This window comes from Microbacterium sp. NPDC076911, from assembly GCF_040687125.1.
GTDB lineage: Bacteria > Actinomycetota > Actinomycetes > Actinomycetales > Microbacteriaceae > Microbacterium.
In genome coordinates this window covers 243,037-270,030 of sequence record NZ_JBFBMP010000002.1, presented here as the reverse complement: position 1 = coordinate 270,030, position 26,994 = coordinate 243,037, and the positions used below count along the sequence as shown (strand labels likewise).

20 protein-coding genes are annotated in these 26,994 nt (G+C 59.9%); 14 read left to right on the top strand and 6 right to left on the bottom strand.

Annotated elements, in window-relative coordinates; genetic code table 11:
• Window positions 1–252: 252 nt before the first annotated feature.
• Together AB0O81_RS03710 and rfbB are read right to left on the bottom strand one after the other, a co-directional pair.
• Window positions 253–1,686 carry a bifunctional dTDP-4-dehydrorhamnose 3,5-epimerase family protein/NAD(P)-dependent oxidoreductase gene (locus tag AB0O81_RS03710; RefSeq protein WP_363581364.1) on the bottom strand — a complete coding sequence of 478 codons (1,434 nt, stop codon included), beginning with the start codon at window positions 1,684–1,686 and terminating at the stop codon, window positions 253–255.
• Between the two features lie 2 nt (window positions 1,687–1,688).
• Window positions 1,689–2,687 (bottom strand): dTDP-glucose 4,6-dehydratase, encoded by a 999-nt coding sequence (rfbB, locus tag AB0O81_RS03705; RefSeq protein ID WP_363581362.1) that lies wholly within the window; start codon window positions 2,685–2,687, stop codon window positions 1,689–1,691.
• 68 nt (window positions 2,688–2,755) lie between these two features.
• Between rfbB and AB0O81_RS03700 the strand changes: the two genes are divergently transcribed.
• The 4 genes from AB0O81_RS03700 to AB0O81_RS03685 all read left to right on the top strand — a co-directional run bounded on the left by AB0O81_RS03700 (window position 2,756) and on the right by AB0O81_RS03685 (window position 8,557).
• A complete protein-coding gene (locus tag AB0O81_RS03700) occupies window positions 2,756–3,697 on the top strand; it encodes a hypothetical protein (protein ID WP_363581360.1) in 942 nt (313 codons plus the stop codon).
• Between the two features lie 24 nt (window positions 3,698–3,721).
• On the top strand, window positions 3,722–4,594 hold the full coding sequence (gene rfbA, locus AB0O81_RS03695; RefSeq protein ID WP_363581358.1) for a glucose-1-phosphate thymidylyltransferase RfbA: 873 nt from the start codon (window positions 3,722–3,724) through the stop codon (window positions 4,592–4,594).
• A 97-nt stretch (window positions 4,595–4,691) separates the two neighbouring features.
• Window positions 4,692–6,650, top strand: a complete 1,959-nt coding sequence (locus AB0O81_RS03690; RefSeq protein WP_363581356.1) for a rhamnan synthesis F family protein — start codon at window positions 4,692–4,694, stop codon at window positions 6,648–6,650.
• Window positions 6,647–8,557, top strand: coding sequence for a rhamnan synthesis F family protein (locus AB0O81_RS03685; protein WP_363581354.1), 1,911 nt, complete (start codon window positions 6,647–6,649; stop codon window positions 8,555–8,557). Before AB0O81_RS03690 ends, AB0O81_RS03685 begins: the two co-directional genes overlap by 4 nt.
• Before the next feature lie 6 nt (window positions 8,558–8,563).
• Here AB0O81_RS03685 and AB0O81_RS03680 read toward each other — a convergent pair whose 3' ends face one another.
• From AB0O81_RS03680 to AB0O81_RS03665, 4 genes are all read right to left on the bottom strand, one after another.
• A complete protein-coding gene (locus tag AB0O81_RS03680; protein WP_363581352.1) occupies window positions 8,564–9,568 on the bottom strand; it encodes a glycosyltransferase domain-containing protein in 1,005 nt (334 codons plus the stop codon).
• 71 nt (window positions 9,569–9,639) lie between these two features.
• Window positions 9,640–10,860 (bottom strand): ABC transporter ATP-binding protein, encoded by a 1,221-nt coding sequence (locus tag AB0O81_RS03675; RefSeq protein WP_363581350.1) that lies wholly within the window; start codon window positions 10,858–10,860, stop codon window positions 9,640–9,642.
• A 1-nt stretch (window position 10,861) separates the two neighbouring features.
• Window positions 10,862–11,779 (bottom strand): ABC transporter permease, encoded by a 918-nt coding sequence (locus AB0O81_RS03670; protein WP_363581348.1) that lies wholly within the window; start codon window positions 11,777–11,779, stop codon window positions 10,862–10,864.
• Window positions 11,780–11,876: 97 nt separating this feature from the next.
• Window positions 11,877–13,286, bottom strand: coding sequence for a glycosyltransferase family 4 protein (locus tag AB0O81_RS03665; RefSeq protein ID WP_363581346.1), 1,410 nt, complete (start codon window positions 13,284–13,286; stop codon window positions 11,877–11,879).
• 154 nt (window positions 13,287–13,440) lie between these two features.
• Here AB0O81_RS03665 and AB0O81_RS03660 point away from each other — a divergent pair, with 154 nt between their 5' ends.
• The 10 genes from AB0O81_RS03660 (at window position 13,441) to AB0O81_RS03615 (ending at window position 26,967) form a co-directional block, all read left to right on the top strand.
• Entirely contained in the window at window positions 13,441–16,311 is a 2,871-nt protein-coding gene (locus AB0O81_RS03660) for a hypothetical protein (protein ID WP_363581344.1), read from the top strand.
• A gap of 20 nt (window positions 16,312–16,331) precedes the next feature.
• Complete coding sequence (locus AB0O81_RS03655) at window positions 16,332–18,167, top strand: glycosyltransferase (protein ID WP_363581769.1); 1,836 nt, start codon at window positions 16,332–16,334, stop codon at window positions 18,165–18,167.
• A 71-nt stretch (window positions 18,168–18,238) separates the two neighbouring features.
• Window positions 18,239–19,312, top strand: coding sequence for a glycosyltransferase family 2 protein (locus AB0O81_RS03650; protein WP_363581342.1), 1,074 nt, complete (start codon window positions 18,239–18,241; stop codon window positions 19,310–19,312).
• A gap of 48 nt (window positions 19,313–19,360) precedes the next feature.
• Complete coding sequence (locus AB0O81_RS03645) at window positions 19,361–20,434, top strand: nitroreductase family protein (protein WP_363581340.1); 1,074 nt, start codon at window positions 19,361–19,363, stop codon at window positions 20,432–20,434.
• Window positions 20,409–21,404, top strand: coding sequence for a lysylphosphatidylglycerol synthase domain-containing protein (locus AB0O81_RS03640; protein WP_363581338.1), 996 nt, complete (start codon window positions 20,409–20,411; stop codon window positions 21,402–21,404). Before AB0O81_RS03645 ends, AB0O81_RS03640 begins: the two co-directional genes overlap by 26 nt.
• Window positions 21,401–22,639, top strand: a complete 1,239-nt coding sequence (locus AB0O81_RS03635) for a polysaccharide pyruvyl transferase family protein (protein ID WP_363581336.1) — start codon at window positions 21,401–21,403, stop codon at window positions 22,637–22,639. The genes AB0O81_RS03640 and AB0O81_RS03635 overlap by 4 nt, the downstream gene beginning before the upstream one ends.
• On the top strand, window positions 22,636–24,186 hold the full coding sequence (locus AB0O81_RS03630) for a DUF2142 domain-containing protein (RefSeq protein WP_363581334.1): 1,551 nt from the start codon (window positions 22,636–22,638) through the stop codon (window positions 24,184–24,186). The genes AB0O81_RS03635 and AB0O81_RS03630 overlap by 4 nt, the downstream gene beginning before the upstream one ends.
• Window positions 24,187–24,270: 84 nt before the next feature.
• Entirely contained in the window at window positions 24,271–25,407 is a 1,137-nt protein-coding gene (gene glf, locus AB0O81_RS03625; RefSeq protein WP_363581332.1) for a UDP-galactopyranose mutase, read from the top strand.
• A gap of 22 nt (window positions 25,408–25,429) precedes the next feature.
• On the top strand, window positions 25,430–26,221 hold the full coding sequence (locus tag AB0O81_RS03620) for an ABC transporter permease (protein ID WP_363581330.1): 792 nt from the start codon (window positions 25,430–25,432) through the stop codon (window positions 26,219–26,221).
• Window positions 26,221–26,967 (top strand): ABC transporter ATP-binding protein, encoded by a 747-nt coding sequence (locus AB0O81_RS03615; RefSeq protein WP_363581328.1) that lies wholly within the window; start codon window positions 26,221–26,223, stop codon window positions 26,965–26,967. Before AB0O81_RS03620 ends, AB0O81_RS03615 begins: the two co-directional genes overlap by 1 nt.
• Window positions 26,968–26,994: the final 27 nt, after the last annotated feature.

The window sequence follows — 26,994 nt, the reverse complement described above, 5'->3', positions numbered from 1 at the left end:
GCGAACGCGGTGTCTGCTGATGGTGAGTGGTTGCGCGTGCGTGTGGGTTCTGACGATGTGTGGATCGCTCGTCGTGCCGTGGAGAAGACCGTCGTTGCGGCCTAAGCGGCATCTCTACGCTTTCTTGAACCTGGGGCTCTCGCGCGTGACCAATATCGGGCGCTAGTGCAACCCGGAGTTGCAGATCAACCTGCGTATTTCGCCCATGCGCTGCGGCCTCGTCACCCCTGACGCGCGGGATCGAGGGGGACTTTAGGCTGAGAGCACCTGCTGCACATAGCGTGCGAGCTGTGTGGTTTGTTCGGCGGGGGTGAAGCCGGTTGCGGTTAGTTTGTCGATCGTGAGTGTGCTGTTGGTCGGGCGAGGCGCGACCGGAGCGGTCGCGTTCGCGAAGTACTCAGCGGTGGTGGTTCCGGACACTCTTTCGGGGTCGTGGCCGGCTGCAGTGAAAGTCATGCGTGCGATGTCTGCCCATGATGCGGGTTCACCGGATGCGGTGAGGTTGTACGTTCCGTATGGGGCGTCGGTGGTGGTGAGGTGTTGGATGCCGGTGGCGAGGTCGGTGGTGAAGGTGAGTCGACCGGTTTGGTCGTTCACGACGGCGGGGTTGATGCCGCGTTCGGCGAGTCGCATCATGGTGCGCACGAAGTTGTTGCCTTCGCCGATGACCCATGAGGTGCGCAGGATGTAGTGGCGGGGCACGGTGGTGACGATCGCGTCGCCGGCGGCTTTTGTTTGCCCGTAGACGCCTAGGGGGCTGATCGGGTCGGTTTCGAGGTATCCGTTGGTGTTGGTGCCATCGAAGACGTAGTCGCTGGATACATGCACGAGGGTGATGTCGTGTGCGGTTGCGATGCGGGCCAGCGCTGCAACAGCGGTCACGTTGACAGCCCACGCGGCGGTGCGTCCTTCGGGGGTTTCGGCGGTATCAACGGCGGTGTATGCGGCAGCGTTGATGATGGTGCCGTAATCGCGCCAGTGCTTCGCGGTGGCCAGGTCAGGATCGGTGAGATCCAGGGTGGTGCGAGTGGCGTATTCCACGTTGCTGTCACCGAGAACATCACGCAACGCACGGCCGAGTTGGCCGTCTGCGCCAAGAACGAGGGTTTTACGTGGCGGCATCGGTACCACGGCGTCCAGGCGCGGGTGGGCGAGGTCTTTCGCCGAGATCTCTACCTCGCTGAGCGGGATGGGCCAATCGATCGCGGCGGTCTCGTCAGCAAGATTCAAGAAGGTGTAGCTCGCGGCGGGTGACCAGTGATCGTTGACCAAGTACACGTACGCGGTGTCTGCGGCGAGGGTTTGGTAGGCGTTGCCGACACCGCGGGGCACGAAAATTGCTCGGGACGGGTCGATCTCAGCGGTATACACCGCACCGAACGAGGGGCCCTCGCGCAGATCTACCCACGCGCCGAAGATCCGGCCGGTCGCGACCGACACCCATTTGTCCCACGGTTCGGCATGGATACCGCGAGTGGTGCCGACGGCATCGTTGAACGAAATGTTGTTTTGCACGGGGCCGAAATCAGGCAACCCGGCAGCGACCATCTTTTCGCGTTGCCAGTTCTCTTTGAACCACCCGCGCGCATCACCGTGCACGGGCAGATCCCACACCACCAACCCAGGGATCGCCGTCGTGGTCGCCGCGAGCGGCTTGCCGAACGCGATAGCGGAATCGTCGGCCATGGTTACTGCCCCTTCGATGCGTAAAACGCTTCGGTCGCGTCTTTCGCGGGAGCCCACCAGGCCTCGTTATCGCGATACCACTGGATGGTCGCGGCGATACCCGACTCAAAATCGCTGTACTGCGGCATCCACCCCAACTCGTCACGCAACCGTGCTGAATCGATCGCGTAACGCATGTCGTGACCGGGACGGTCAGTGACGTGATCGTACGCATCCGCAGGCTGACCCATCGTCGACAAGATCAGTTCGACAACATCCTTGTTGTTCTTCTCACCATCCGCACCGATCAGATACGTTTCACCCATCACACCGCGATCCAAAATCGTCAACACCGCGCTGGAGTGATCATCCGCGTGAATCCAATCACGCACGTTCTCACCCGCACCGTACAGCTTCGGGCGAATTCCGCGGATCACGTTCGTGATCTGACGCGGAATGAACTTCTCCACATGCTGATACGGGCCGTAGTTATTGGAACAGTTCGAAATCGTCGCCTTCACACCGAAAGAACGCACCCACGCCCGCACCAACAGATCCGAACCGGCCTTCGTCGACGAATACGGCGACGAAGGGTTATACGGAGTCTGCTCGGTGAAACGCTCCGGATCGTCTAACTCCAAATCCCCGTACACCTCATCGGTCGAGATGTGGTGAAAACGCCGGTCATGCTTACGCGCAGCCTCAAGCAACGTGTACGTGCCGATGATGTTCGTATCCAGAAACGGACGAGGGTTATCCAAAGAATTGTCATTATGCGACTCCGCCGCGTAATGCACCACCGCATCCACCTCAGCAAACAACCCGTCTACCAACGCCGCATCCGTGATGTCACCCTTCACGAACCGCACCCGGTCCTCAGGCAACCCCGCCAGGGACTGCACATTGCCCGCATACGTCAACTTATCCAGCACCGTGACATGGTCATCCGTGTGCTCAACCAAGTGATGGACGAAGTTCGAACCAATGAACCCGGCACCGCCGGTAACGAGCAACTTACGCATAGCACCTAGCGTATCTGCCAAAGGCCTGCCCGCCGAGCGTGGCCTCAAGCTACTTGTATCGTGGACGCATGACGCGCCCAGCCCTCGAGACCGTGACTGCGCGTGCCCGCCGTATGCTTCGCGCCGCCGCCGTGAAGTTTGGCGGCCTACCTCATTCGGTCGGAACCGTGGACAGTCCACCCCCCGAGGTTGCCCGAGATATCACGACGCTCTGGAAGCGCAATAGCGACCCTCGCCAGAGTGAAAGGATTGTCGACGAATCCAGCTTGGTGACCGTCACGATGACCACGCACGGACGGCGCATTGAAGACGTGTGGCTGGCGCTCGAATCGATTGGGCGCGGAACCGTGCTTCCGGGGCGGTTGATTCTATGGCTGGATTCAGCACCGAAACGGCAGAATTGGCGTCTCCGTCGGCTTGAGAAGCGTGGACTCGAGATACGTTACTGCGAGCCTGGGTTCGGCGTTCACACCAAGTATTGGCCGTATCTGCTGGAGTCAGCGGCCGAGGTTCCGCTCGTGCTGAGTGACGACGACATCGTGTACCCCGCGACCTGGCTCGAACACCTCATGCGGGTGCACCTTGAGCACCCCGAACTCGTCGTCGCCTACCGGGCACATGTCATTGGAATGAGCGACGATGGTTTTCTCCCGTACGCCACCTGGCGCTCGTGCGACGACGATGAGCCGAGCTTCGCGCACTTCGCCACGTCGGTTTCTGGCCAGATTCTTCCCGTTCCGCTTCAGCGCGCCCTCCTCGACGAGGGCGACATCTTTCGCACCCTCGCACCGTCTGCAGATGATGTCTGGTTGCACCGGACTGCCGTCATCAGCGGATTCCGTACTCGGCAGGTTGCCCAGGGCCAGCAGCACTGGTGGTTCATACCTGGCTCGCAGGTATCAGGTTTGAACGCGCTCAACGTGGCTGGAGGCGCCAACGACGTGCAGATGGCGGCAGCTCATACGCCACTTTCGCGTGAGCGAATTCGGGCTGACCTGTTTGGCGGCTGACGCGCGGTAGGGGAAACTGGTTCTATGCGCGGAATCATTCTCGCGGGCGGGACAGGATCCCGGCTGCATCCCATCACCCTCGGCTCATCGAAGCAGCTGGTGCCCGTCTACGACAAGCCGATGATCTACTATCCGCTTGCCACGCTTATCTTGGCGGGAATTCGCGATGTTCTGGTCATCACGACGCCTCACGATGCAGATCAGTTTCAGCGCCTGCTGGGCGATGGAAGCCAGTTCGGCATCAATATCACCTACAAGATGCAGCCCTCACCGGACGGACTTGCGCAAGCATTCATCCTCGGTGAAGACCACATCGGTTCAGAGAGCGTCGCGCTCGTGCTCGGTGACAACATCTTCTACGGTCCAGGCCTCGGAACAAGGCTAAGGCAGTACAACGAGCTCACCGGTGGCGTGGTCTTTGGCTATTGGGTAGACGACGCGACTGCGTACGGCGTCGTCGAGTTCGATCGTGCCGGCAAAGTCGTTTCGCTCGAAGAAAAGCCTGCGAAGCCGAAGAGCCACTATGCGGTCCCGGGCCTCTACTTCTATGACAATGACGTAGTGGAGATCGCGAAACAGTTGAAGCCGTCACCACGCGGTGAGCTTGAGATCACTGACGTCAACAAGGCTTACCTTGATCGGGGTGATCTCAAGGTTGAGATCCTTCCCCGCGGCACCGCATGGCTCGACACTGGCACATTCGACTCCCTGAGTGAGGCAACCGAGTTCATCCGTACGGTGCAGAAGCGTCAGGGATTGTCGATCGGCTGCCCCGAAGAGGTCGCATGGCGAATGGGCTTCCTGTCGGACGACGAGTTGCGCGCACGCGCTGAACCGCTTCTGAAGAGTGGTTACGGCCGCTACCTGCTCACAGCACTTGAGCAGGGAAAACACTGACTTCTGTCTCTAAGATCAGTGACGACGCGGTACTCCGTGTCACGGTCGATGTGGACTATTGGTCGTCGGTTGTGGTGTCGGGGGAGGTGTCGGGGTTGTGAGTGTGGTTTCGGGGGTTTTGGCTCCGTCGGTGTTTCCTGATGGTGGTCGTCGGCTGGTTGTGTATGTGGTGTATGACCGCCGTGGTGAGGTAGAGGATTTCGTTGTTCATGCTTTGGCTGCGTTGCGTGAGCATGCGGCGCATGTGTTGGTGGTGGCGAATGGTTCGCTGAGTGCGGCGGGGCGTGAGAAGTTGGCGCCGGTGTCGGATTCGGTGTTGGTGCGTGAGAACGTCGGGTACGACATTTGGGCGCATAAAGAGGCGTTGGAGTTCGCGGGGGATCTTTCGTCGTACGACGAGATCGTGTTGGCGAATGACACTTGGTACGGTCCGGTGCGTCCGTTTGGTCCGTTGTTTGAGCGGATGGATGCACGTGAGGTGCATTTCTGGGGCATGACGGATCATGCTGAGGAGGTGCCTAACCCGTTTACGGGTGAGGGGCGTCTGGCGTATCACTTGCAGTCGTTTTGGATTGCTGTGCGGCGGGATATGTTCTTGTCGGATTCGTGGGCATCGTATTGGCGTGATCTTCCGCCGATGCCGGTCTACTTTGATGCTGTGTTGAAGCAGGAGGCGGTGTTTACGGAACATTTCACGGATCGTGGTTTCACTGCGGGTGTGGCTTTCGGGTTTGAGAAGTATCCGACGACGCATCCGGCGTTGTTCAACGCGGATTTGTTGATTGAGGATGGTTGTCCGCTGCTGAAGCGTCGGCCGTTGTTTCACTATCCGCCGTTCCTGGATCGTCACGCGGTGATTGGCCGGTGGACGTTGGAGACGGTGGAGAAGCACGGCTATCCGATGCCGTTGATTTGGGACAATCTCGCGCGCAATGTTCCACCGCGGGTGATGAACGCTGATGCGGCGATGCTTGAGGTTCTGCCGGATGTTGATATCTCCTACGACCCCACACAACCCTTCCGCATTGCGGCGGTTGTGCACGTTCGCGATATCGCGCTGATTGACGAATTGCTTGACCGGTTCGCGATGCTTCCCGCCGATGCAGACCTTTTCATCACCGCGGTTGGCACTGAAGACACCGAATATGTGCGTAGTCGCATCGAACGTCGAGACGATATTGACGATGCTCGTTGCGAGGTGCGTCCGCTGGCTTCTGCGCACGGTCGTGACATGGCAGCTTTCTTCGTCGCATGTCGCGACGTGTGGGAGAGCGACCGCTATGACCTTGTCGTCAAACTTCACACGATGAAACGGACGACACGAAGATTCAACTCGCAGCGCTACTTTCGTCGACACCAGATCGAAAATATTGTCAGTTCGCCCGGGTACTTTTCGAACGTGCTGTCTCTGTTTCAGCGAGAGCCGGGCCTTGGCGTTGTGTTTCCACCGATGACACACATCGGCCTGTCGACGATGGGTCGCGGCTGGGCCGGACTGAAGCATCCAGTCTCGGAACTCTGCAAGCAGCTTGGTATCCGAGTGCCGCTCGATGACCCTTCGCCGCTGGCTCCTATCGGGGGTATGTGGGTAGCGCGCCCCGATGCGCTGCGCATCCTTGCTGGGCAACGTTGGAGCGTCTCGGACTATCCAAGCGCTCAGGCGCGAGGTGCACGCGACCTTGCGCGAATGCAGGAACGGCTGATTCCGTATGCCGTCGGCGAACGCGGGTACCACTGCCGCACTGTGCTCAACCTCGAACATGCGTCGATCAGTCATACCGCGCTCGAAGAGAAGGTTGATCAGATGTTCTCGACAACGCCGGGCTACCCAGTCGAGCAGATTCAGTTTCTGCATCGCGCTGGATGGGTGGGTCATGGAGGACCGATCAGCTTGGGGCGCATGTACTTGCGGATGAATCACCCCCGTGCGAGCAAGATGCTGGAGCCACTTCTCGCTTTGGCGTGGCGGGCGCTTGAGCGGTATCGACGTGTACGCGCTCGGCTTCGTCGTGGGCGCTCGTCGGTTGTGGTGTCGGGGGAGGTGTCGGGGTTGTGAGTGTGGTTTCGGGGGTTTTGGCTCCGTCGGTGTTTCCTGATGGTGGTCGTCGGCTGGTTGTGTATGTGGTGTATGACCGCCGTGGTGAGGTAGAGGATTTCGTTGTTCATGCTTTGGCTGCGTTGCGTGAGCATGCGGCGCATGTGTTGGTGGTGGCGAATGGTTCGCTGAGTGCGGCGGGGCGTGAGAAGTTGGCGCCGGTGTCGGATTCGGTGTTGGTGCGTGAGAACGTCGGGTACGACATTTGGGCGCATAAAGAGGCGTTGGAGTTCGCGGGGGATCTTTCGTCGTACGACGAGATCGTGTTGGCGAATGACACTTGGTACGGTCCGGTGCGTCCGTTTGGTCCGTTGTTTGAGCGGATGGATGCACGTGAGGTGCATTTCTGGGGCATGACGGATCATGCTGAGGAGGTGCCTAACCCGTTTACGGGTGAGGGGCGTCTGGCGTATCACTTGCAGTCGTTTTGGATTGCTGTGCGGCGGGATATGTTCTTGTCGGATTCGTGGGCATCGTATTGGCGTGATCTTCCGCCGATGCCGGACTACTTTGATGCTGTGTTGAAGCACGAGGCGGTGTTTACGGAACATTTCACGGATCGTGGTTTCACTGCGGGTGTGGCTTTCGGGTTTGAGAAGTATCCGACGACGCATCCGGCGTTGTTCAACGCGGATTTGTTGATTGAGGATGGTTGTCCGCTGCTGAAGCGTCGGCCGTTGTTTCACTATCCGCCGTTCCTGGATCGTCACGCGGTGATTGGCCGGTGGACGTTGGAGACGGTGGAGAAGCACGGCTATCCGATGCCGTTGATTTGGGACAATCTCGCGCGCAATGTTCCACCGCGGGTGATGAACGCTGATGCGGCGATGCTTGAGGTTCTGCCGGACGTTGATATCTCCTACGACCCCACACACCCCTTCCGCATCGTTGTAATTGCGCATATCTACTACGTCGAGATGACCGACGAGATTCTCGATCACGTCGACACGCTTCCCGGCGAGTATGACCTGGTAGTCACCACGCCCGAAGAAGAGCGGGCGGTTGCTATTCGCGAGATTCTCGAGCAGCGCAACGGCAATGCGCGATCGCACGAAGTGCGGGTAGTTGAGAACGATGGTCGAGACCAGAGCGCTTTTCTTGTCGGCTGCCGCGACATCTTGCTCAGCGACAATTACGACCTCGTCGTCAAACTCCACTCGAAGAAAACTCCGCAGGATGGCTTCAACGTCGGCCGACACTTCAAGCGGCAGCAGTTTGACAATCTGCTCAACAGCGAAGGCTACTCGGCCAATCTGGTGGCGCTGTTTCAGAAAGAACCCGGCCTGGGCATGGCGTATCCGCCGACCATCCATATCGGCTACCCGACGATGGGACGTGGCTGGTGGTCAAACAAGCCGGGATACGAGCGCATCGCTGAGACGCTCGGCATCCATGTGCCGCCGGATGAGATATCTCCGCTCGCTCCGTACGGTTCAATGTTCATCGCGCGCCCAGCGGCGTTGCGATTGCTCGTTCAGCACCCCTGGAAGTATCAGGACTTCGGCGGCGCGGAAGCGTATCGCGACGGGGGCCTTGCGCACGTTCTTGAACGAGTCCCCTCATATGCTGCAGGGGAGTTGGGCTATCACACGCGTACCGTTTGTACGACGGAGTATCTCTCCATCAGTCACACCGCGTTCGACTACAACCTCGACCAGATGTCGACGACGATCCCCGGCGACACGGTTGAGCAGATTCACTTTCTCAAGCGTGCAGGCTATGTGGGCTCGGGAACCTGGCGCGACTTCGTCAACATGTACGTGCGGCTGAACCCGACAGAACGTTCGCCGCTCAGACGAGCGTTGCGCAAGACGCGCCGTGCGTTGGCAGGAGCGCGCGGTCGGCTGCGGCAGGCGCGGCGTCGCTGAGTTATCTCAGTTGTGACGCTGTCGGTTGAACGGACGTCTCACTGCAGCGCTGAGGCTCCGCGCGAAGTTCGCCGCACCTCCTGAAACACCTTGGGTGCCTGACCACCGCTCGTGCCAAGTGCCGACATCGACCAGCGTCTTGCGGAGCGCAGCCTCTAGCCTCTCGCGCTCCGTTTCGCTGGCGTGCAATCTTGCGTGAACCTCGGCAAGCTCGGCGCTGAGTTTCTCAACAGTCCTCTCGCCGAGCGCTTCAAGACGCGCCGACAGTCGATCAATTTCGTTTTTCGCCCGCCGAACCTCGGCGAGCAGTGGACCTGAGAAGTACGGGCTTGCTTTACCCTGCGCCACTTTGCGCGAATTGATCACGGGCCACTCGTGGTAATCCGACCCGAAATTGTCGATCGTGAGCTTTCGGTACGGTAGCGCGCTCTGCGCGAGAGCAACCAGAATCGACAGCTGGTCACGTCGGGAGAAGCGCAGCACGTGGTCGTACCACAGCTGCATGGCACGATCGACGTTCTCGTCTCGCCGGCGTGCCATCATTCCCGTCCAGAGAGGCTTTGCCGTCAGGCAATCAGGGTTCGCGATCGAGTACGCGAGCAGCTGTTCATGGACTCGTTCGCCGTTGTCGTAGTTGAGTCGCACAACCTCGTCGAACTCGTCGAGCAACTGTTCGCGATAGCTATGCTCCGCGAGGGCAAAGACCTCGTCATCGCCTAGCCAATCGGCGATGATGCTCTCCGGAGGCTGCTTCAGGCGAACCGAGGCATCGATGCACAGAGTCGCGTCGTAGTCGCGCAGGCGCTCGTGCCCGAGGATCTTGAGGGCTCGAGCGCTACGGACGGTATCGGTCGGAAAGCGCGGTTCGATAAGAACGACCTCCCAATCATCGCTGCGCAATGAGGGATCGTCCGTAAAGCAGAGAAAGTCCGCTGTACTGGCGGCAGCGACAGGTTGCGCAAGGAGTCCGTCGTAGCTGCCAATGAGGTAGGTGTAGACGCAAGTCTTCACTCGGTCGCCTTCCATGGTGATCGGGTGCGTTCGGGTAGCCGACTTCACCTTACCGGGTTGGAAGCGCTGGCCTAGGAGAGTGACACCTCCGCGTGCGCGGATACGGTTCCGGTCTGGCGTGGGTCGAACGGCACTGCGAAAGTGGCTCCCTGCCAAAGCACGTGTTGCTGGGTGCCGTTCTCGTCAGCGACTTCAGCGTTGACAAAGTACTGGCCGCCCGCCAGCGCGAGCGCGGGCAGAACGTACGTGACGGTAGCAGCCCCTGCATCGACAGGATCGTGCGGGTTGCTCAGGCGTCGAGAGCCCGTTCCGAATACTTGTTGACCGTGTGGAGTATCGATGCTGAGCCCGGTGTTCCAGCCCTCGGTGCGATGTTTGTGCGTCACGTGGATGTCGATGGTGAGGGTGTCACCTGGGGTGACGGTCGAGTCACCGTTCGCAGTGCGCAGTGAAATCGCTGTGATCTCAGGCTTCATGTCTTCGAGCTCGACGACTTCTTCCGAGATCGCGTCGCGCCGTTTGCCCTCGAGCACCTCTCGGTGAACCTTCGCTGCTTCGTCAACCGGACCGATGAACACGACTTCGCCCGCGGAGAGCACGACGCCTTCGTCGCATACTTCCATCACCTGACTTGCCGAGTGCGAGACCAAGATGATGGTGCGCCCCTCACGCTGAAACTCGCGAATTTTGTCGAGACACTTGCGTTGGAACGCTTCGTCTCCAACAGCAAGCACTTCGTCGACGAGCAGGATGTCGGGATCGGTATGAATCGCGACGGCAAATGCGAGGCGAACGTACATGCCCGACGAGTAGAACTTCACCTGTGTGTCGATGAAGTCAGCGATTTCGGAGAACGCGACGATGTCATCGAACCGGGCGTCGGTCTCTTCGCGTGAGAGGCCGAGGATTGAAGCATTCAGATAGACGTTGTCGCGCCCGGACAGATCGGGGTGGAACCCAGCTCCCAACTCGAGGAGCGCCGCGAGGCGGCCGCGTCGAGCGATCTGGCCGGAGCTCGGTTCGATGATGCCGCCGATCAGTTTCAGCAGGGTGCTTTTGCCGGAGCCGTTTGGTCCCATCAGCCCCACAGTGGTGCCCGCCCGGATGCTGAAGGTCACATCGTGCAGCGAGTCAAACACCTCTCGGTGCGTGCGCCCACGGCGACCGAAGGTGACAACACGCTCTTTGAGCGAATTGTCTTTACGGATGATGAAGCGCTTGGAGACGCCTTGGATGGTGACAACCTCAGGCGGCTGCTCTTCTTGTGAGGCTCCGGTGTCTTGGATGCTCATGTCACAGCTCCTGTGCGAAATTGCCCTGCATGCGTGTGAAGGCTCTTTGGCTGAGCCAAAGCAGCACAATGCCGATGGCTCCGACAATCACCATGCGCAGCAAGAGGTGTGAGGGATAGTCGGTCGGTTCGCCGGCGACCCAGAAGGCCTTGTGGAAACCCAACACCGCTAGCGTGAGTGGGCCGGTCGAGTAGACCTCAATCGCCCAGGACGGGAAGCCGAAGAGCGCGAAGCTGTCGCGAACCATCGTCCAGCCGTAGACGATCGGAGATGACCACATCGACAGCATCAGCAGGATCTGGGTGAGGTACTGCATGTCACGCAGGTACACGTTCATGGCCGACAGCAACAAGGCCAGGGCGGTGCCGTAGACAAGGACGAGAAGCACCGATGGCAGGAAATAGAACAGATCGACGGTGAACGGCGGTGCGCCAAGAACTACGCACGCCAGGGTAAGTACCACGACCTGCATGGCGAACGTGAATGATCCCGACCCGACCGAGGCGAGCGGAAAGATCTCGCGCGGCACGTAGACCTTCTTAACCAGGCCCGCGTTGTTCACAATCGACCCGGTGCCGCCAGAGACGATCTCGGAGAAGAGAACGAAGATAGTCAACCCCGAGAATATGTACAGCGCGAAGTCATCGATCCCGCGAGCAGCACCAAGAAACTGGCCCATCACGGTGTAGTAGACGATCAGCTGAACGATCGGGTTGATGAGCGTCCACAGCAGGCCCAGCGCACTGTCTTTGTATCGCGACTTCACATCGCGTCTCACCAAGAGGCCGAGCAGATGACGGTGCGCGTAGATCTCACGGATCGAGCGGCCGACACCGGGGAGCCCGGTCTTCGCCGCGGTGACCGGAATCAGCGGTTCGGATGCGAGGCGCGCGTATCGCTCGCTCGGGCGTTCGCTCACGCAGTTCCTCTGTTTCTTGCAGGTGGTACCAACAGCGTCACACTATACAGTTGCTCGTCTGCGTCCTAGCCGAGAGCCCGAGTGGCGCCTATTCTGCTCAGCGACGGCGCGCGCGACCCCAACGCTCCTGTGCCTTGCCGAGAGCCTTGCTGATGCCTCCGGTGCGTAGGTAGTAGGTGAGAAGAACGATGTCACGCCGAGGCCCCTTGGGCATTGCCAGAATCTTGCTGAATTGATCCATGCCCCCTGCGCTGCGTGGGTTCTTCGCCGTCCCTCGGTCGGGCGCTTGAGTCGGGTTCTCGCAGAATTCGCGCAACGGTGCGACGGCGCGTTCCCATGTGAAGTCCTCACGCACCTCCTGAACGTTGCTCAAGATGCTCTCGCGTCGAGCGTCGTCGAAGAGCACCTCAACAATAGCCCGCGCGAGGGCCTCAGGGTCTTGCGGGGGGACCACTGCACCGAGGTCCCGATCACGAACGAGGTCGGCGAAGCTGTCTCCGTCAGTGGTGATGATGGGCAGCCCTGCCCAGAGATAGTCGAGAATTCGTGTTCGAAATGAGAATCGGGTTTCGAGATGCACGGGGTGGGTACTCACACCGACATCGGCATCCATCAAGAAATTGATGCGGTCTTCATAGTCGACCCAGGTGTCGTTGAAGAACACCGATCGATCGGTGAGACCTAGCTCGTCGGAGACCTCAACAGTCTGCTGGAGCACCTGCATCTCAGGAACGTCTGGGTTGAAGTGCCGGGCACTCATGAAGAAGAGCTTGACCTCGGGATGCTCGGCCGAAACGAGACCGACAGCCCGCACCAAGGTCACGGGATCGAACCAGTCGTAGATGCCCCCACCCCAGATGAGCACTTTGTCGTCAGCAGCGATGCCCGCTCTTTCGCCTTTGAGGGCGTGGCGCGACTGCACGGGGATATCCGACGGAAGACCGAACGGAACGATTCGCACGAAGGAATCAAAGGAGGCATCCGCAGAGTAAGTCGCCGGGTTGATCCGCCCCGCGACGGAGAGCGCGCCGAGCCAGAGGGTTTGCTGCCGCTCGGACGCGCAGATGAACGCATCAGCGCGGGCAAGCTGTTCGTTGAGGAGTGAGACCGCTTTGAGGACTTCTTCGTTCCAGGTGGCGGTATCGCGGTGCTTGTTCTGTTCGAGCTGCTCAAGGTGGAACGGGTCATACAAGTCAGCGACGAGGATCTTGTCGGAGCGAGCAATGCTGGGGAACATACGCATCGAGATGCCCTGCACAATGATGACGTCGGCCCAACGCTCATGCTCGCGCATCGACTGATCGTCGCTGTCAGCCACGTAGAAAAGTGCGAAATCATCGGAGTCGCGGTCGATCTTCGCCCACGAGGTCACCCTCACGTCGCAAGTGGTCGCCAATTGGACTGCCATGTTCCACACCCTGATGGCGGGACCTGCCATACGTGGACCGATGATGTCGCCGGTAATAAGGAGAACTCGTGTGGAACGGGGGAGAGCGGGAGAAGTCATAGTTTTCAGCTCTGTGATTTCTGTGAGCGACGAGCGGCGGTCTAAGCCGTGGCGGGCATCGACCGGCTGGGCGACCAATGCTATCGAACGCCGCCAGGTAGTATTGCGCGACGAGTCTGGGTAGCAGTCGCCCTGACCGATACGGAGGAAACACGTGCCGGAGCCGACGGGTGGCGCCACCCCTACCGCACCCACGGATGCGAGCGCCAATGATGGCGTCGATGCCGGAGGGAAGCCGCCTAGCATCGAGCGCAGTGAGTCGCCTGACGTCGTATCGCGCTCGCCGTGGCTAGGCCGAATCGGTCTCATCGCTGTGTTGCTTGGGCTCGTCGGGGTCATCGCAATCCAACTCGGCCCAGCACTGATCGGTGTGCAGACCTTCAGCGCCATGGATCGCCTGATGGCGGTCTCTCCCTGGTGGAACGGAGGGACAGCCGCACCCGTGCTGAACCCATTCCTCGGTGACAGCATTGATGCACTCCTGCCGAGCTACATCCAGAGCCGGGAGCGACTCCTTTCAGGCGACTGGCCGCTGTGGTCACCGCTCGCCGGAGGGGGCTCGGAGTTGCTGGCGACGACCACGCACCCGACCTTGACTCTTTCGGGCATTTGGTTTCTGATTCTTCCGGCTGTGTACGCGCCGGGTTTCGTCAAGCTCGTCGAGGTCGCCATCGCCGTTGCCGGAATGTATCTGTGGATGCGTCGGGTAGGGCTGAGCAGGCCGGCCAGCGCGATCTCAGGCATTTTCTACGCTGGCTCGGGATTCGTGGTTGCTTGGGCGACGTGGGCAGGACAGTCTTCGGTCGCGGTGATGATCCCCGCGCTGTTCTGGGCGGTCGAGTATTACTTAGCCAAGCGAACAGCACGTGCTGCCCTGCCGATCGCTCTGGTCGTGGCGTTTCTTTTGCTGGGGGGCTTTCCTGCGGTTGCCGGGCACGCGCTATATGCCGGGGCGATCTATTTCATCGTTCGTTTGCTCGCGGATCGTGGTGCGCGCAACGCGGCTGCTTCATGGAAGCTGTTCGCGGGCGGCGTCGCCGCCGTCATGCTGGGCATAGTTTTATCCGCCGTGCAGTTCTTGCCGTTCGCTTTGAGCCTGAGCGGGACTGATCTGTCGGCGCGAGCTAGCCAATTCTTCTCAGAGGAGCCGTTTCGTTCGTTTCTGTCAGTGTTCCTGCCCGAAACCTTCTCCGACCTGAACTTCGGACCGGGAACCAACCCGATCGAGGCATACGCCTTCGTCGGCATGGGCGCTGTGTTTTTTGCGGCGGTTGCAGTGATCACCAGTCGACCACGTGAGCAGGCTCGCGGAGTCGTTCCGTTCCTCGCAGTCGCCGCGCTCCTCGCCGCAGCGCTCGTCTGGCAGCAGGGCTGGTGGACAGATTGGATGTCAGAGCTCCCCATCTTCTCGGGCAACAAGTCGGGTCGTCTGCGTGACATATTCGGTCTCTCGATGGCAGCGTTGGCCGGCATCGGGGTGGATCGAATCTTCGGCCGCATGCAGGTGCTGCAGCGTCGGCGCATTCTTGTTCTTGCAGGCATCTCCTTGGTGGGATTCTCGGCGCTGGCCGTCGCCGTTTTCCGGCGCTTTCCGACCCTTCCCACGCGCACACTCGTGCTCGACACCGCACCGGGACTCGTCATAATTGCGCTCGCGGTCGTCGCAGTGATCTTCGCGCGCAGAGCAGCGGTCAAGACCACGGCGTTCGTCGGGATAGCGCTGCTCGCCGCGTTGCAGATGGGAAGCTCCGTGTCGAATTTCTGGCCCCTGTCAGACGCGGAGGACTTCTACCCGCAGACGTCGTTGATTACTGAGTTGCAAGCCGCGTCTGGTTCTGAGCGCGTGCTCACATCGCGCACTTTCATGGGGTCCGCTGCGTCGGTGTACGGCATTCGCTCAGCCACGGGACACGCGTTCCAACCTGATTCATGGCGCGAGTATCTGGTCGCTGTCGACATCGGAGCATTCTCAGCCGGACAGACGCCCACAAACCCGCGCGTTCTCTTTACAGGCACCGAAACGGAGGCGCAGCGCGCCTTGTTGGACCGGTTATCCACGGCCGCTTGGGTGACGGAATCAGGCGCCGAGGTTCCAGGAGAATTGCTTACGACTCAAGGCACACCTATCACGGAGCTACCCGATGCAACAGCGTCGGTCATGGTGACACCGGAGCAGCCGCTCACCGTCCCCATTGCGAGTGCGGCGTTGCGAGGGGTTGTGCTTGGCCTCTCAGAGGGGGTCGGCAAGCAGGCTGAAGATCCCACCGTTACTGCGGAGATACTTGACGAGACAGGCAGCGTGGTTGCCTCGGGCCAGATCGTGCGTGCGACACTGCCGGCGGAGCCCCTCACGATCGCTATCGCGGGCGAGGATCTCGCTGGCGCTAGCGGCTTGTCCTTGCGGGTCACGTCGAACACAGATCTTGTGTTGCAAGCCGATAGCGCAGGGGTTCCTCTTATCGCACTCGTCGGCGCAATCGACGATGGCCTAGTGCTTGACTACGCGGATGCTCACGGGAACATCTGGCTTCGAGAAAGCGCGCTCCCGCGAATTCGGTGGGCAAGCGGCAGTGAAGTGGTGACGGATTCTGACCAGCGACTTGCGCGCCTGGCCGATCCGATGCTCGCAGATGATGTGGTCATTCTCAGCGAACCAGGTCCGAACGCCGGTGGGGGCGGCGCTGAGTTGGTTGTCCTCGAAGACGGCGGTGATCTGATTCAGGTATCTGTAGTCGCGGAAACCGATGGATATCTCGTGGTCGCTGACGGCATGCAGGACGGTTGGAAGGTTCAAATCGACGGGGAGCCCGCCGACCTCGTTGACGCCGACCACGCATTCAGCGCGGTGCTCGTGCCAGAAGGCACCCACGAGATCACATTCGAGTACACCGGACAGGGTGTCGTCCCAGGGGCAACGTTGACCGGGGTGGGGTTGCTTGTCGTCGTCGCTGTGCTGCTGCTGAGTTGGCGGCGCGCTCGGCGCACCGCTGAGCCGGTTTCGGCGCCCGTGGCGGTTACCTCTTGACGGGAAATCTGCACCAAATTGTGTTGCCGGGGAATCTCGACGACGAGCGTCTGCCGTTGTATCTACGTGCCGAGACCGGCGCAGTGAATCGGCTCTCCGCGCGCAGCTTTACTGTCGAAGCCCATTCGCGGGTGTCGTTTGGCACCTACTTCAATGCGTTCCCTGCCGCATACTGGGTGCACTCCACCGGCGTTCGCGAGTTGATTCTGCGCATCGAATTCGAGGGGAAAGCGACGGTTCGCGTGCACCGCTCTGACTCTGACGGTCACGCCTCGCTCGTTGCCACCGAGGTGCTGACGACTGGTCTGAGCGATGTGCCGATCTCGTTGCGCGACGACGACGATCAGGGCAGCTGGCTATGGTTCGATATCGCTACCGGCGACGTTCCCTTCGTTGTGATGGGGGCGTCTTGGCGGACCGTGAGAGAACCTGTGCGGGCGCCCATGGCGAGCATTGGCATCACGACCTTCAACAAGCCCGACTATTGCGTTGAGATCCTTGATGCGTTGCGATGCGCGCCAGAACTGCATCGCTACCTTGCACGCGTGCGCATTGTCGATCAAGGTGAACGACGCGTCGTTGAGCACCCCAACTACGTTCGCGCTGTCGAAGGACTGGACGAACTGATAGCGGTGTTGCCGCAAGACAACCTTGGCGGCTCAGGGGGCTACGCGCGGGTGATGGCTGAGTCGCTTCAGGACCGCAGCACGTGCGTGTTGTTGTTGGACGACGACGTGAAGATTGAACCGGAGGCCATAAGGCGGGCGATCATGTTCTCGGCTCACTGTCGCGTGCCTACGATCGTCGGCGGGCACATGTTTGATCTCCTTGACCCGCTGAAGCTGTATGCATGGGCCGAGGTGGTCGACGAGGAGCCGTTCATGTGGCGCACGCTCCATGCCGAGCAGATGCCGATTGATTTCGCTGAGTCAGACTTACGAGACGTCGCACTCCTTCACCAGCGAATGGATGTGGACTACAACGGCTGGTGGATGTCGTTGATCCCTCGCGAAGCGCTTGAAAGCGTCGGTTTGCCGATGCCTGCGTTCATCAAATGGGATGACGCAGAATACAGCTTGCGTGCAGCACAGCAATCGATTCCGACTGTGACGCTCCCGGGTGTCGCTTTGTGGCATGTGTCGTGGGTAGGCAAGGACGACCTGATCGACTGGCAGGCCTATTTTCATGCTCGAAATCGTATTGTCGCCGCGCTGCTCCACTCCGAGGCTCCGCGCGGTGGCTCGTTGCTGCGACACAGCAGGCGGGTAGATCTCAAGCACTTCATGTCGATGCAGTACTACCCCGTGGCGCTGCGGCATCACGCGCTCCGAGATGTGCTTTCGGGCCCAGCACACATGCATGCCGGGCTGCGCACAGCACTTGCTTCTGCGCGAGCGCTGGAATTGAAATTCCCCGAAACCAGGGCGGTGGATGCCGGTGCTCGGCGCTCGACCGTGAGCTGGAGCGATGATGACCGAGACGCGCCGCGCGGCTGGCGCTTGCCGATCTTTCTCGTTCGGTCGCTTGCTTCTCAATGGCTTCATCGTCCGCGACCGGCGTCTGCTTTAACCGCTGATGTGGTTGTGGCAGCCAAATCGTCTCGCTGGTGGCGTCTAGCCCAATATGACAGCGCGCTCGTGACGATGGCGGCCACCGGAGAGACTCGCTTGTTCGTGCGCGATCGGAAACGCTTTCGCATGCTCATGCTTGAGAGCCTGCGCCTGCACCGAGAGCTTCGTCGGAGGTGGCGAGCTCTTTCGGAGGAGTATCGGGCCGCCGACTTGTCGTCGCTGAACGCATGGACACAGACCTTCGATGCGACGCATTCATCGAGTTCCGAGGATGCGCTGGGGTAGACTCGTCCGATCGTCGCGCCCGACGATCGCGCTCGCCTTGAAGTGAGCGCCGCGTACTTCGGAGGATTTGCATGCGCCTGTTCGTACAGGTTCCCTGTTTGAACGAGGAAGCAACGCTTCCCCTCGTCCTTGAGAGCATCCCCAAAGAGATTCCAGGGATCGATGAGATCCATATCCTCGTGGTGGACGATGGATCTACTGATCGCACGGTAGAAGTTGCGCGTGAACTCGGCGTCGAACATTTCGTGTTCCACACTCGCAATATGGGACTCGCCAGATCATTCCGTGACGGCGTGGACTACGCCCTCCAGCATGGCGCGGACATCGTGGTGAATACTGACGGCGACAATCAGTATCCGCAAGCGCGGATTGCCGACCTCGTGCAGCCGATCATTGCGGGCGCAGCGGACATCGTGATTGGCGATCGGCAGACGAAGACGATCGCGCACTTCTCTGGCTTCAAGAAGGTGATGCAGGGCTTCGGAAGCACCGTGGTCAACTTCGCGGCAGAAACTGACCTGCCCGATGCGGCAAGTGGATTCCGCGCCTACTCTCGCGAATCGCTTATCCGCCTCAACGTCGTCACGCAGTTCAGCTACTGCATGGAGACGATCATCCAGGCCGGGAACAAACGGTTGCGCATTTCCAGCGTCCCGATCACTACGAATGCGAAGACTCGAGAGTCACGGCTCTTCAAGAACATTTTTCAGCATATGGGGCGCTCTGGCCAGGCGATCATGCGCAGCTACATCATGTTCAAGCCCCACGTCGTGTTTCTTACCCTGGCGACGATTTTCATCATCAGCGCACTTATCCCGTTCATCCGCTTCCTTGTGCTTTCGTGGATGGGGGTCGCCGGCGATCACATCCAATCGCTCATCTTTGGAAGCGCGATGCTGGTCGGTGCCCTGCTCAGCTTTGCTCTTCTTGTCATCTCCGACATGTTGAGTACGAATCGCACGCTTACGGAAGACGCGCTAGAGCGCATCAAGCAGATCCAATATGCGCCTGATCGCGCAGTCAACCCCAACCAGGTCAGCGATGAGGATGCGGCGCAGCATCCGTCACTTCCCGTCAGCGCCGCGGCGATCAGGGTTTCGCATCCCGAAACCGTCGCCGACGCGCCGCGCACACTCGCGCGTTGACTCAGCTCTTCCATCCGTCTTCGCGCCCAGCCCTCGGGAGAATTTGCCGTGCTCAATACTCTTAAACGAATCGCCAAGGACCTCCTGGCGATCACCTGGATCCGTCGCGTTTACGAGGCTGTGAATCGTGTGTTTTTGGAGGTCTTCGGTTCAAGCCGAATCTTGACGCATTTCTTCTACTTCGTCAGTTTCATCACCTTCAACCGTGAACAGACTGCCGTGTTGCGGGGACGTCGGAATTACTACCGAAACAAGAAACGCAACCGGCTCACACACGTTGAACTGCGCCGCAACATTCATCGCCTTGAGAAGGGCCTGATTATGCGGCCGCGACGTGATGTGTTTGCGCGTGACTACATCACCGAGACCATCGAGTTCTACGAAGAAGCAGTCGCGCAGTGTCGGGTGGCGTCGGATTCGATGGAGCAAAGCGAAATGGAGTGGGCGCACGATGTGCTGACCGAGTACTTCCGCGTCAGCTCGGGTGACGATTCGACCGTCGAAGCAGCGCGCGCCCGTTTTGAAGGAACCGCTCATGATGGCGAGTTCACTGGCAAAGTTCCCTATCTGAAGAAGCAACTCTCAGAGATCACCTACGAGGAGCTTGAAAGCTTGGTGATGCAACGACGCAGCGTGCGCTGGTTCGACTCCCGCGAGGTACCTCGCGAACTCATTGACAAAGCGCTCCTTCTCGGACGCCAAGCGCCGACGGCATGCAACCGGCTCCCCTACGAGTTCCGGATCTACGATGAGCCAGAAGCGGTGCGAGCGGTATCGTCCATACCGTTCGGGACCGCTGGGTACGGACACAACATCCCTGCCATCGCGGTGGTTGTCGGGAAGCTAGAAGCGTACTTCAGCCCGCGCGATCGGCATGCGATCTACGTTGACAGCTCCTTGGCGGCGATGCAGTTCATGCTCGGTTTGGAAACCCTCGGGCTCAGCTCGAGCGTGATCAACTGGCCTGACTTCGAACCCTTGGAGCGCAAGATGCAGAAGAAGCTCGGTCTGGGTATGACGGATCGTGTGGTCATGCTCATTGCGTTCGGCTACTCCCACCCTGAAGGTTTGGTCCCGTTCTCTCAGAAGAAGGAACTTGACACGTTCCGCCGCTATAACTGACGTGGCGGCGGCGTCTGCCCCACGTTGGCGTAAGCGTGCCCTGCGCTGGGGAATCACCGTACTGGTGGTTGGCGTTGTGGGATTCTTCTTCGCGCGCGCGCTCATCGACAATTGGGCCCAGATCCAGGCAGAACACCTCACGTTCGATTGGCTTTGGGTCGTAGCTGCGATCATCTTCGCGATTGCAGTTCCGCTCACCGGGCTTCTCTGGGCGAGGGTGGTGCGCGCGCTTTCCCCTGTTGCTCACGTCACCGTAGCTGAAGCGGTCGCGGTTCAGTCAGCATCGTGGTTGCTCAAATACATCCCGGGCCAAGTTGGTTCGGTCGCCAACAAGGTCATCTGGGCGGGACGCAAAGGCATCAGTCGAACGCTGGTTGTGATCAGCTTCGTCTACGAGAATGTCTTCCTCCAGCTCGCGTCCATCGTGCCGAGCATGATCATTTTGATGCTCAGCCTGGGCGCTGAGATCTTCGGAGACAACGCCTCGCTGCTGCTGCTGCCGCTGCTTGTTCTGGTGCCGTTCGGCGTCGTCATGTACAAGCCGTTCTTTCACAAGATCGTCAGCGTGCCTGCGCGTCGCGCGCTGAAGCAAGACATTCCGGCTGACTTCTTCCTGGGGTCTTGGCGAGCGGTGCTCTTCACCACTGAGTTCATCGGGCCTCGCGCGATCAACGGCATCGGTTTTGTGCTGATCTGCGCGACGATCACAGAGGTTTCCCCGGGGGAGTGGCTCCCGTTCGCGGCAGCGTACGTTCTCGCGGGCGCGATCGGAATTCTCGCCTTCTTCGTGCCTAGCGGGCTAGGTGTGCGTGAAGCAGTGATCGTTTTGGTGCTCAGCCAATACATGCCCGCACCTGAGGCGATCATCATCAGCCTGCTTGCTCGAGTGATCAGTACGGTGGGTGATGGGCTTGTCGCCCTGATCTACGTCGTCGTTCGTCGCACTATTCCCAAGGAGTACCGTCCATGACCTCTTCTGTTCCTCGCATCACCATCATTGGCTCAGCGCTATCTGGCAACAAGGGCGCGGCCGCGATGCTTGAAAGCGCTGTACAGACTCTTGGGGAACGGCTCGGCGAAGTGCAGTTCACCTTGCTCAGCATGTACCCCGAAGAAGATCGTGCACAGAACCCCTACGACAACGTTGACGTGGTCGCTGCGAGTCCGCGCCAGCTCGGCGTCACCATCAACACACTTGCGCTGGCTTATCGCGTTCTGCCCTTCATGCGGGGGCTTATCCGTCGGCGCTCGGCAGCCGTGTCGGCTCTCGTGGAGTCTGCTGTTCTGCTCGACCAGGGTGGTATCACCTTCACCGACGGTCGCGAGAAGTTCCTGCTCTACAATGTCGCGTCGATACTTCCTGCCCTGAATGTCGGCACGCCAGTCTTCAAGTGCGCGCAGGCAGTTGGCCCCTTCAACAACCCGATCAATCGAGCGGCTTCACGACTGTTCCTCCCCAAAATGCGAACGATCGTCACACGGGGCCGCATCACGCATGAGTTCGCTGAAGGGCTCGGGTTGAGCAATCTCTATGCGGGCGCCGACTACGCATTCTCGCTCGAGATGTCTGGCACAGAGCGCGACGAAATCGCGCGCCACTTCGACATGTCATTCTTCGATGCTGGTGATGTCGTCGGAGTCTGCCCCAGCGTGGTGCTGCAGAAGAAGGTCGATGCTCGCGGCGGCGACTACTCCGCGCAAATGGTGCAGTTCATCGAGCATCTTCAAGCTGAGGGAAAACGAGTTCTGCTCCTGCCACACAGCGTTCGCACTGGCACAGACAAGACCCACAACAACGATCTTCCGCTCTGCCGCGATATTCATGCCCGTCTTTCCCAAAGCAACAACGTGCTGTTCGTCGATCGGGAGCTCACTTCTCAGCAACTGCGCTACCTGATCGGAGAGTGCGACCTTTTCGTGGCGAGTCGCTTCCATGCGATGGTTTCGTCTCTCGCGATGGCCGTGCCGACGCTCGTGATCGGCTGGAGCCATAAGTACAAAGAGGTTCTCGAGATGTTCGACCTCGAGGAGTGGGCATTCGGCCATGATCAGCTGAACCCCGACTATCTTGCGGAACGATTCGCGCAACTGGATGCGTCGCGTATCGAAGTGCAAGCGAAGCTCGACACGCACCTGCCAGCGGTGAAGGCTCGTTCGCTTTCGCAGGCCGACCTGATAGCGGAAATCGTACGCGACGGGTCATGATCCGGCGGGCCACGGACGCGCCGGAGAGACGTTATCGCGCCGCGGTCGCGCTGCTCACCCTGCTGGCAAGCCTGATCGGGATTGCGTGGGCGATGACTCTGCCGTATTTCGACGGTCCAGACGAGTCACGTCACTACAATTCCATCGCTCGTGTCGTAGATGGGGGCGGATGGCCCAGACCGTATGACGCTGTCGTGCTTGGTGTGACTAGGCAAGCGCTGAGCGAGGCTGGCGTGGCGACGGACTCGCCGGCGGTTCTGCCACTGGCGAGCGACCGCAGCCACTTCCTGGGTGACTCCGCACACCTCGCCAGTGGGCGAGATGCGATGGTGCAGCATCCACCGGGCTACTATCTCGCTGCCGCTTTGGTCGTCTCAGCGCTGGGCGGGGGCGAGCTGAGATGGGATCAAGCACTCATGATCATGCGCGTTGGATCAGCTCTGGTTCTCGCGGCAGCGGTGCCGTTCATAGCGGGTACAGCGCGTTGGGCTACTCGGGCGCGCATCGCGGGAGTGATCGGCGCGATCGGAGTCCTCGCTATTCCGTCATTCTTGATCGGCGGAGGCTATGCGTCCAACGATGTGTTGTTGATACTGGCCTGCTCTGCAACGATCTATCTTTTGGTGCGAGCGTGCTCACAGGAACACCCAAGCGAGTGGCTTTTGCCGCTTGCAGGACTTGCCTACGGCGTTGCGCTGTTCAGCAAGGGCCTTGCGATGATGCTTGCACCCGCGGTTCTCATTCTCGCGTTGGTTGCATTGCACCGCCGGGGATACTCTCCAAGATCCGTCGCCACCCAACTCGTCGTCCCGCTGCTGATTGCGACCACGATCGGCGGCTGGTGGTGGATCCGCAACCTGATCATCCTTGGTCTTCTCCAGCCCAGCCAATATGGGTCTCGAGAGGGCTCGGATCTGGCATCGGAAGGGTATGACCTGGCGTTCTTCGTCACGAGCTTCTTCGAACGCTTGAATTCGACATTCTGGGGGCGTGGTACCAACGCTGAGACTGCGTTCCCGTTCTGGGTACTGCTCGGTTTAGCCGCGGTACTGATAGTGATCATCGCGGCAGCTCTTGTGGGTGGGCAACGCCGGTGGTTGTTGACGGTGCTGATGTCGTATCCCGCGATCATCGGGACGACTCTGCTGGTCAACGCTCATGGCATCTATTGGGATCTGGGCTTGCCGAGCAGAGGGGTGCAAGCGCGCTACCTCTTCAGCGGTGCTGCAGTTTTCGCTGCGGTGTTCGCGACATTCGCGAACCTCGTCGCGAACAAAGGGAAAATGTTGCCACGGGGAGCGGTTGCGGCTCTCGCGTTCTTGCCATTGGTCTCTTCCGCCGCGGCGATGCTATGGATTCTCCCGCCTACGTGGGCGCCATTGGTTGACGAGTATGGAGTGACCGTAGCGGATTTCATGGGCGTCTCAGGCTGGGTGTATGCGCTAACCGGCGTCTTCGCGATACTAGCGACACTCGGTTTGGCGGCCCTGTTGTTTCAAGCGGTGCAACGACCATCGATGGAGGCTGGACGCGTGCGCACCCCGTGATGGGATTCTTAGGTGTTCGGTCGTGCACGTCAGATATGCTCATCGTGGCTGCCGCAGGCAGAGTTAACTGAAAGTCGGGGAAACATGGATCTGCTGGTCGTTGGGTCGGGTTTTTTTGGCCTGACCGTCGCTGAACGTGCTGCCGAGGCAGGTCGACGAGTCACCGTCATCGATCGCCGCGAGCACATCGGTGGCAACGCCTATAGCGAGAATGATCCTGAAACGGGGATCGAAGTGCACCGCTACGGTGCCCACCTGTTTCACACCTCCAACCCCACCGTGTGGGAGTACGTCAACCGCTTCACGGACTTCACCGATTACCAGCACCGTGTGTATACCAACCACGCGGGCGTCGTGTATTCCATGCCGATCAACCTCGGCACGATCAACCAGTTCTTCCGCGCAAGTCATTCGCCTGCCGAGGCGCGAGCGCTCATCCGCGAACTCGCGGGCGAATTCGATGTGAAAGAAGCGGCGAATCTCGAAGAGAAAGCGATCGCGCTGATCGGCCGGCCGCTCTACGAGGCGTTCATTCGGGACTATACGGCGAAGCAATGGCAGACCGATCCGAAGAACCTCCCTGCCTCAGTCATCAGCCGGCTACCAGTGCGGTACAACTACGACAACCGGTACTTCAACGACACGTGGGAAGGACTGCCCCGCGACGGCTATACCGCGTGGATCGAACGGATGGCTGATCATCCCAACATCGACGTGAAACTCGGCGTCGACTTCTTTGATTCCGCGCAGGCGCTGAACAAAGGCGCGACTGTCGGTCAAGTGCCGATCGTCTACACCGGACCAGTTGATCGCTACTTCGACTTCGCCGAGGGTGAGCTGAGCTGGCGCACTCTTGACTTCGAGACGGAGGTTCTGCAGCTCGCCGACTTTCAAGGCACGCCGGTCATGAACTACGCCGATGCTGACATTCCCTACACCCGCATCCACGAGTTCAAGCACTTTCATCCCGAGCGCGCAGACCGATATCCGACTGACAAGACCGTGATCATGCGTGAGTATTCACGGTTCGCGTCGCGGCAGGATGAACCGTACTACCCCGTGAATACGGCTGACGATCGTGCCATGCTGCTTGCGTATCGCGAACATGCCAAGGGTGAGCGCGACGTGCATTTTGGCGGCAGGCTGGGCACGTACCAGTATCTGGACATGCACATGGCAATCGGCGCGGCGCTTTCGATGTGGCACAACGAGATTGCGTGAACGTCCACATAGACTCAGTATCGTGACCACCACTGCCGTCGGCGCCTCAGGGTCGAGCCGGCGCTACCTTCACTCGCTGTGGTTGCTCTCGGCACGCGATCTGCGCGTACGCTACGCGACCAGCGCGCTGGGATACCTCTGGTCGGTTCTTGATCCGCTCGTGATGAGCGGCATCTACTGGTTCGTGTTCACGCAGGTGTTTCAACGGTCGGTCGGTGAAGAGCCCTACATGGTGTTTCTCATCACAGCATTGTTGCCGTGGGTGTGGTTCAACTCCGCGGTCACCGACTTCACACGTGCCTTCAACAAAGATGCCCGGCTTGTGCGCTCAACATCGATTCCTCGCTCTATCTGGGTGACTCGGATCGTGCTGAGTAAAGGCATCGAGTTCATACTGTCGCTGCCGGTGCTCATCCTGTTCGTCCTGGTGACAGGTGCACCCGTGACATGGAACCTGCTGTGGTTTCCGGTCGGTGTTTTGCTCATGACGTCTCTGCTCGTCGGGCTGGGGCTATTGGTGGCGCCCCTCTGTGTGCTTTGGGGCGACCTTGAGCGCACGACGAAGCTCATTCTTCGAGCATTGTTCTACGCATCTCCAATCATCTACGGCGTCGCCGATCTACCAGGGGTATTCAGCGAGCTCGCTGCGTTCAATCCGCTGTCCGGAATCTTCACCCTGTTCCGCGTCGGATTTTTCCCCGACCAGTGGGACACACTCACGGTCGTAGTCGGGGCCATGATGAGTGTGGCGTTTCTGGGGCTGGGGATGCTCGTGTTCCGTAGTCTTGAGCGCCCGGTGTTGAAGGAACTGTGATGGATGCGTCTGAGCTCGCAATGGAAGCACGCAATCTGGGCGTGCGGTTTCGCCGAAATCGCCGCGGTCGCCGAAATCTGAAAGATCTCTTCTCCGGTTCGTCACGTCGCTCTCGGCCAGACGAATTCTGGGCGCTGCGCGATGTCAGCTTCTCGGTTGCCCCCGGAGAGTCGATCGGCGTCGTCGGTCGCAACGGCCAGGGCAAGAGCACGCTCCTCAAGCTCGTGGCCGGCGTGCTGATTCCCGACCAAGGAAACATGATGGTGAACGGGGGAGTCGCCCCGCTCATTGAGATCACCGGTGGCTTCGTCGGAGACCTCACCGTCCGCGAGAACGTGCGCCTGACATCGGGTCTGCACGGCATGCCTCGCGCTGAGGTGGCCCGTCGTTTCGACAGCATGATCGAATTCGCAGGGCTGGGCGACTTTCTTGACACGCCCTACAAGCACCTCTCAAGCGGCATGAAGGTGCGTCTTGCTTTCGCAGTGGTCTCGCAACTCGATGAGCCGATCATGCTCGTCGACGAGGTGCTGGCAGTCGGCGACAAAGCTTTTCGTGAGAAGTGCTACCGTCGCATCGACGAACTGCTCGCAGAAGGACGCACGCTCTTCTTCGTGAGTCACAGCGAACGAGATCTCAGGCGCTTCTGCACGCGGGGGCTCTACCTTGACAAAGGGCAGCTGGTGATGGACGGGCCGATCGCCGATGTGTTGGACCGCTACAACTCAGACCAGAGCTCCAGCTAGGCCTTGCCCTCTAGTAGTCAGGCCTGG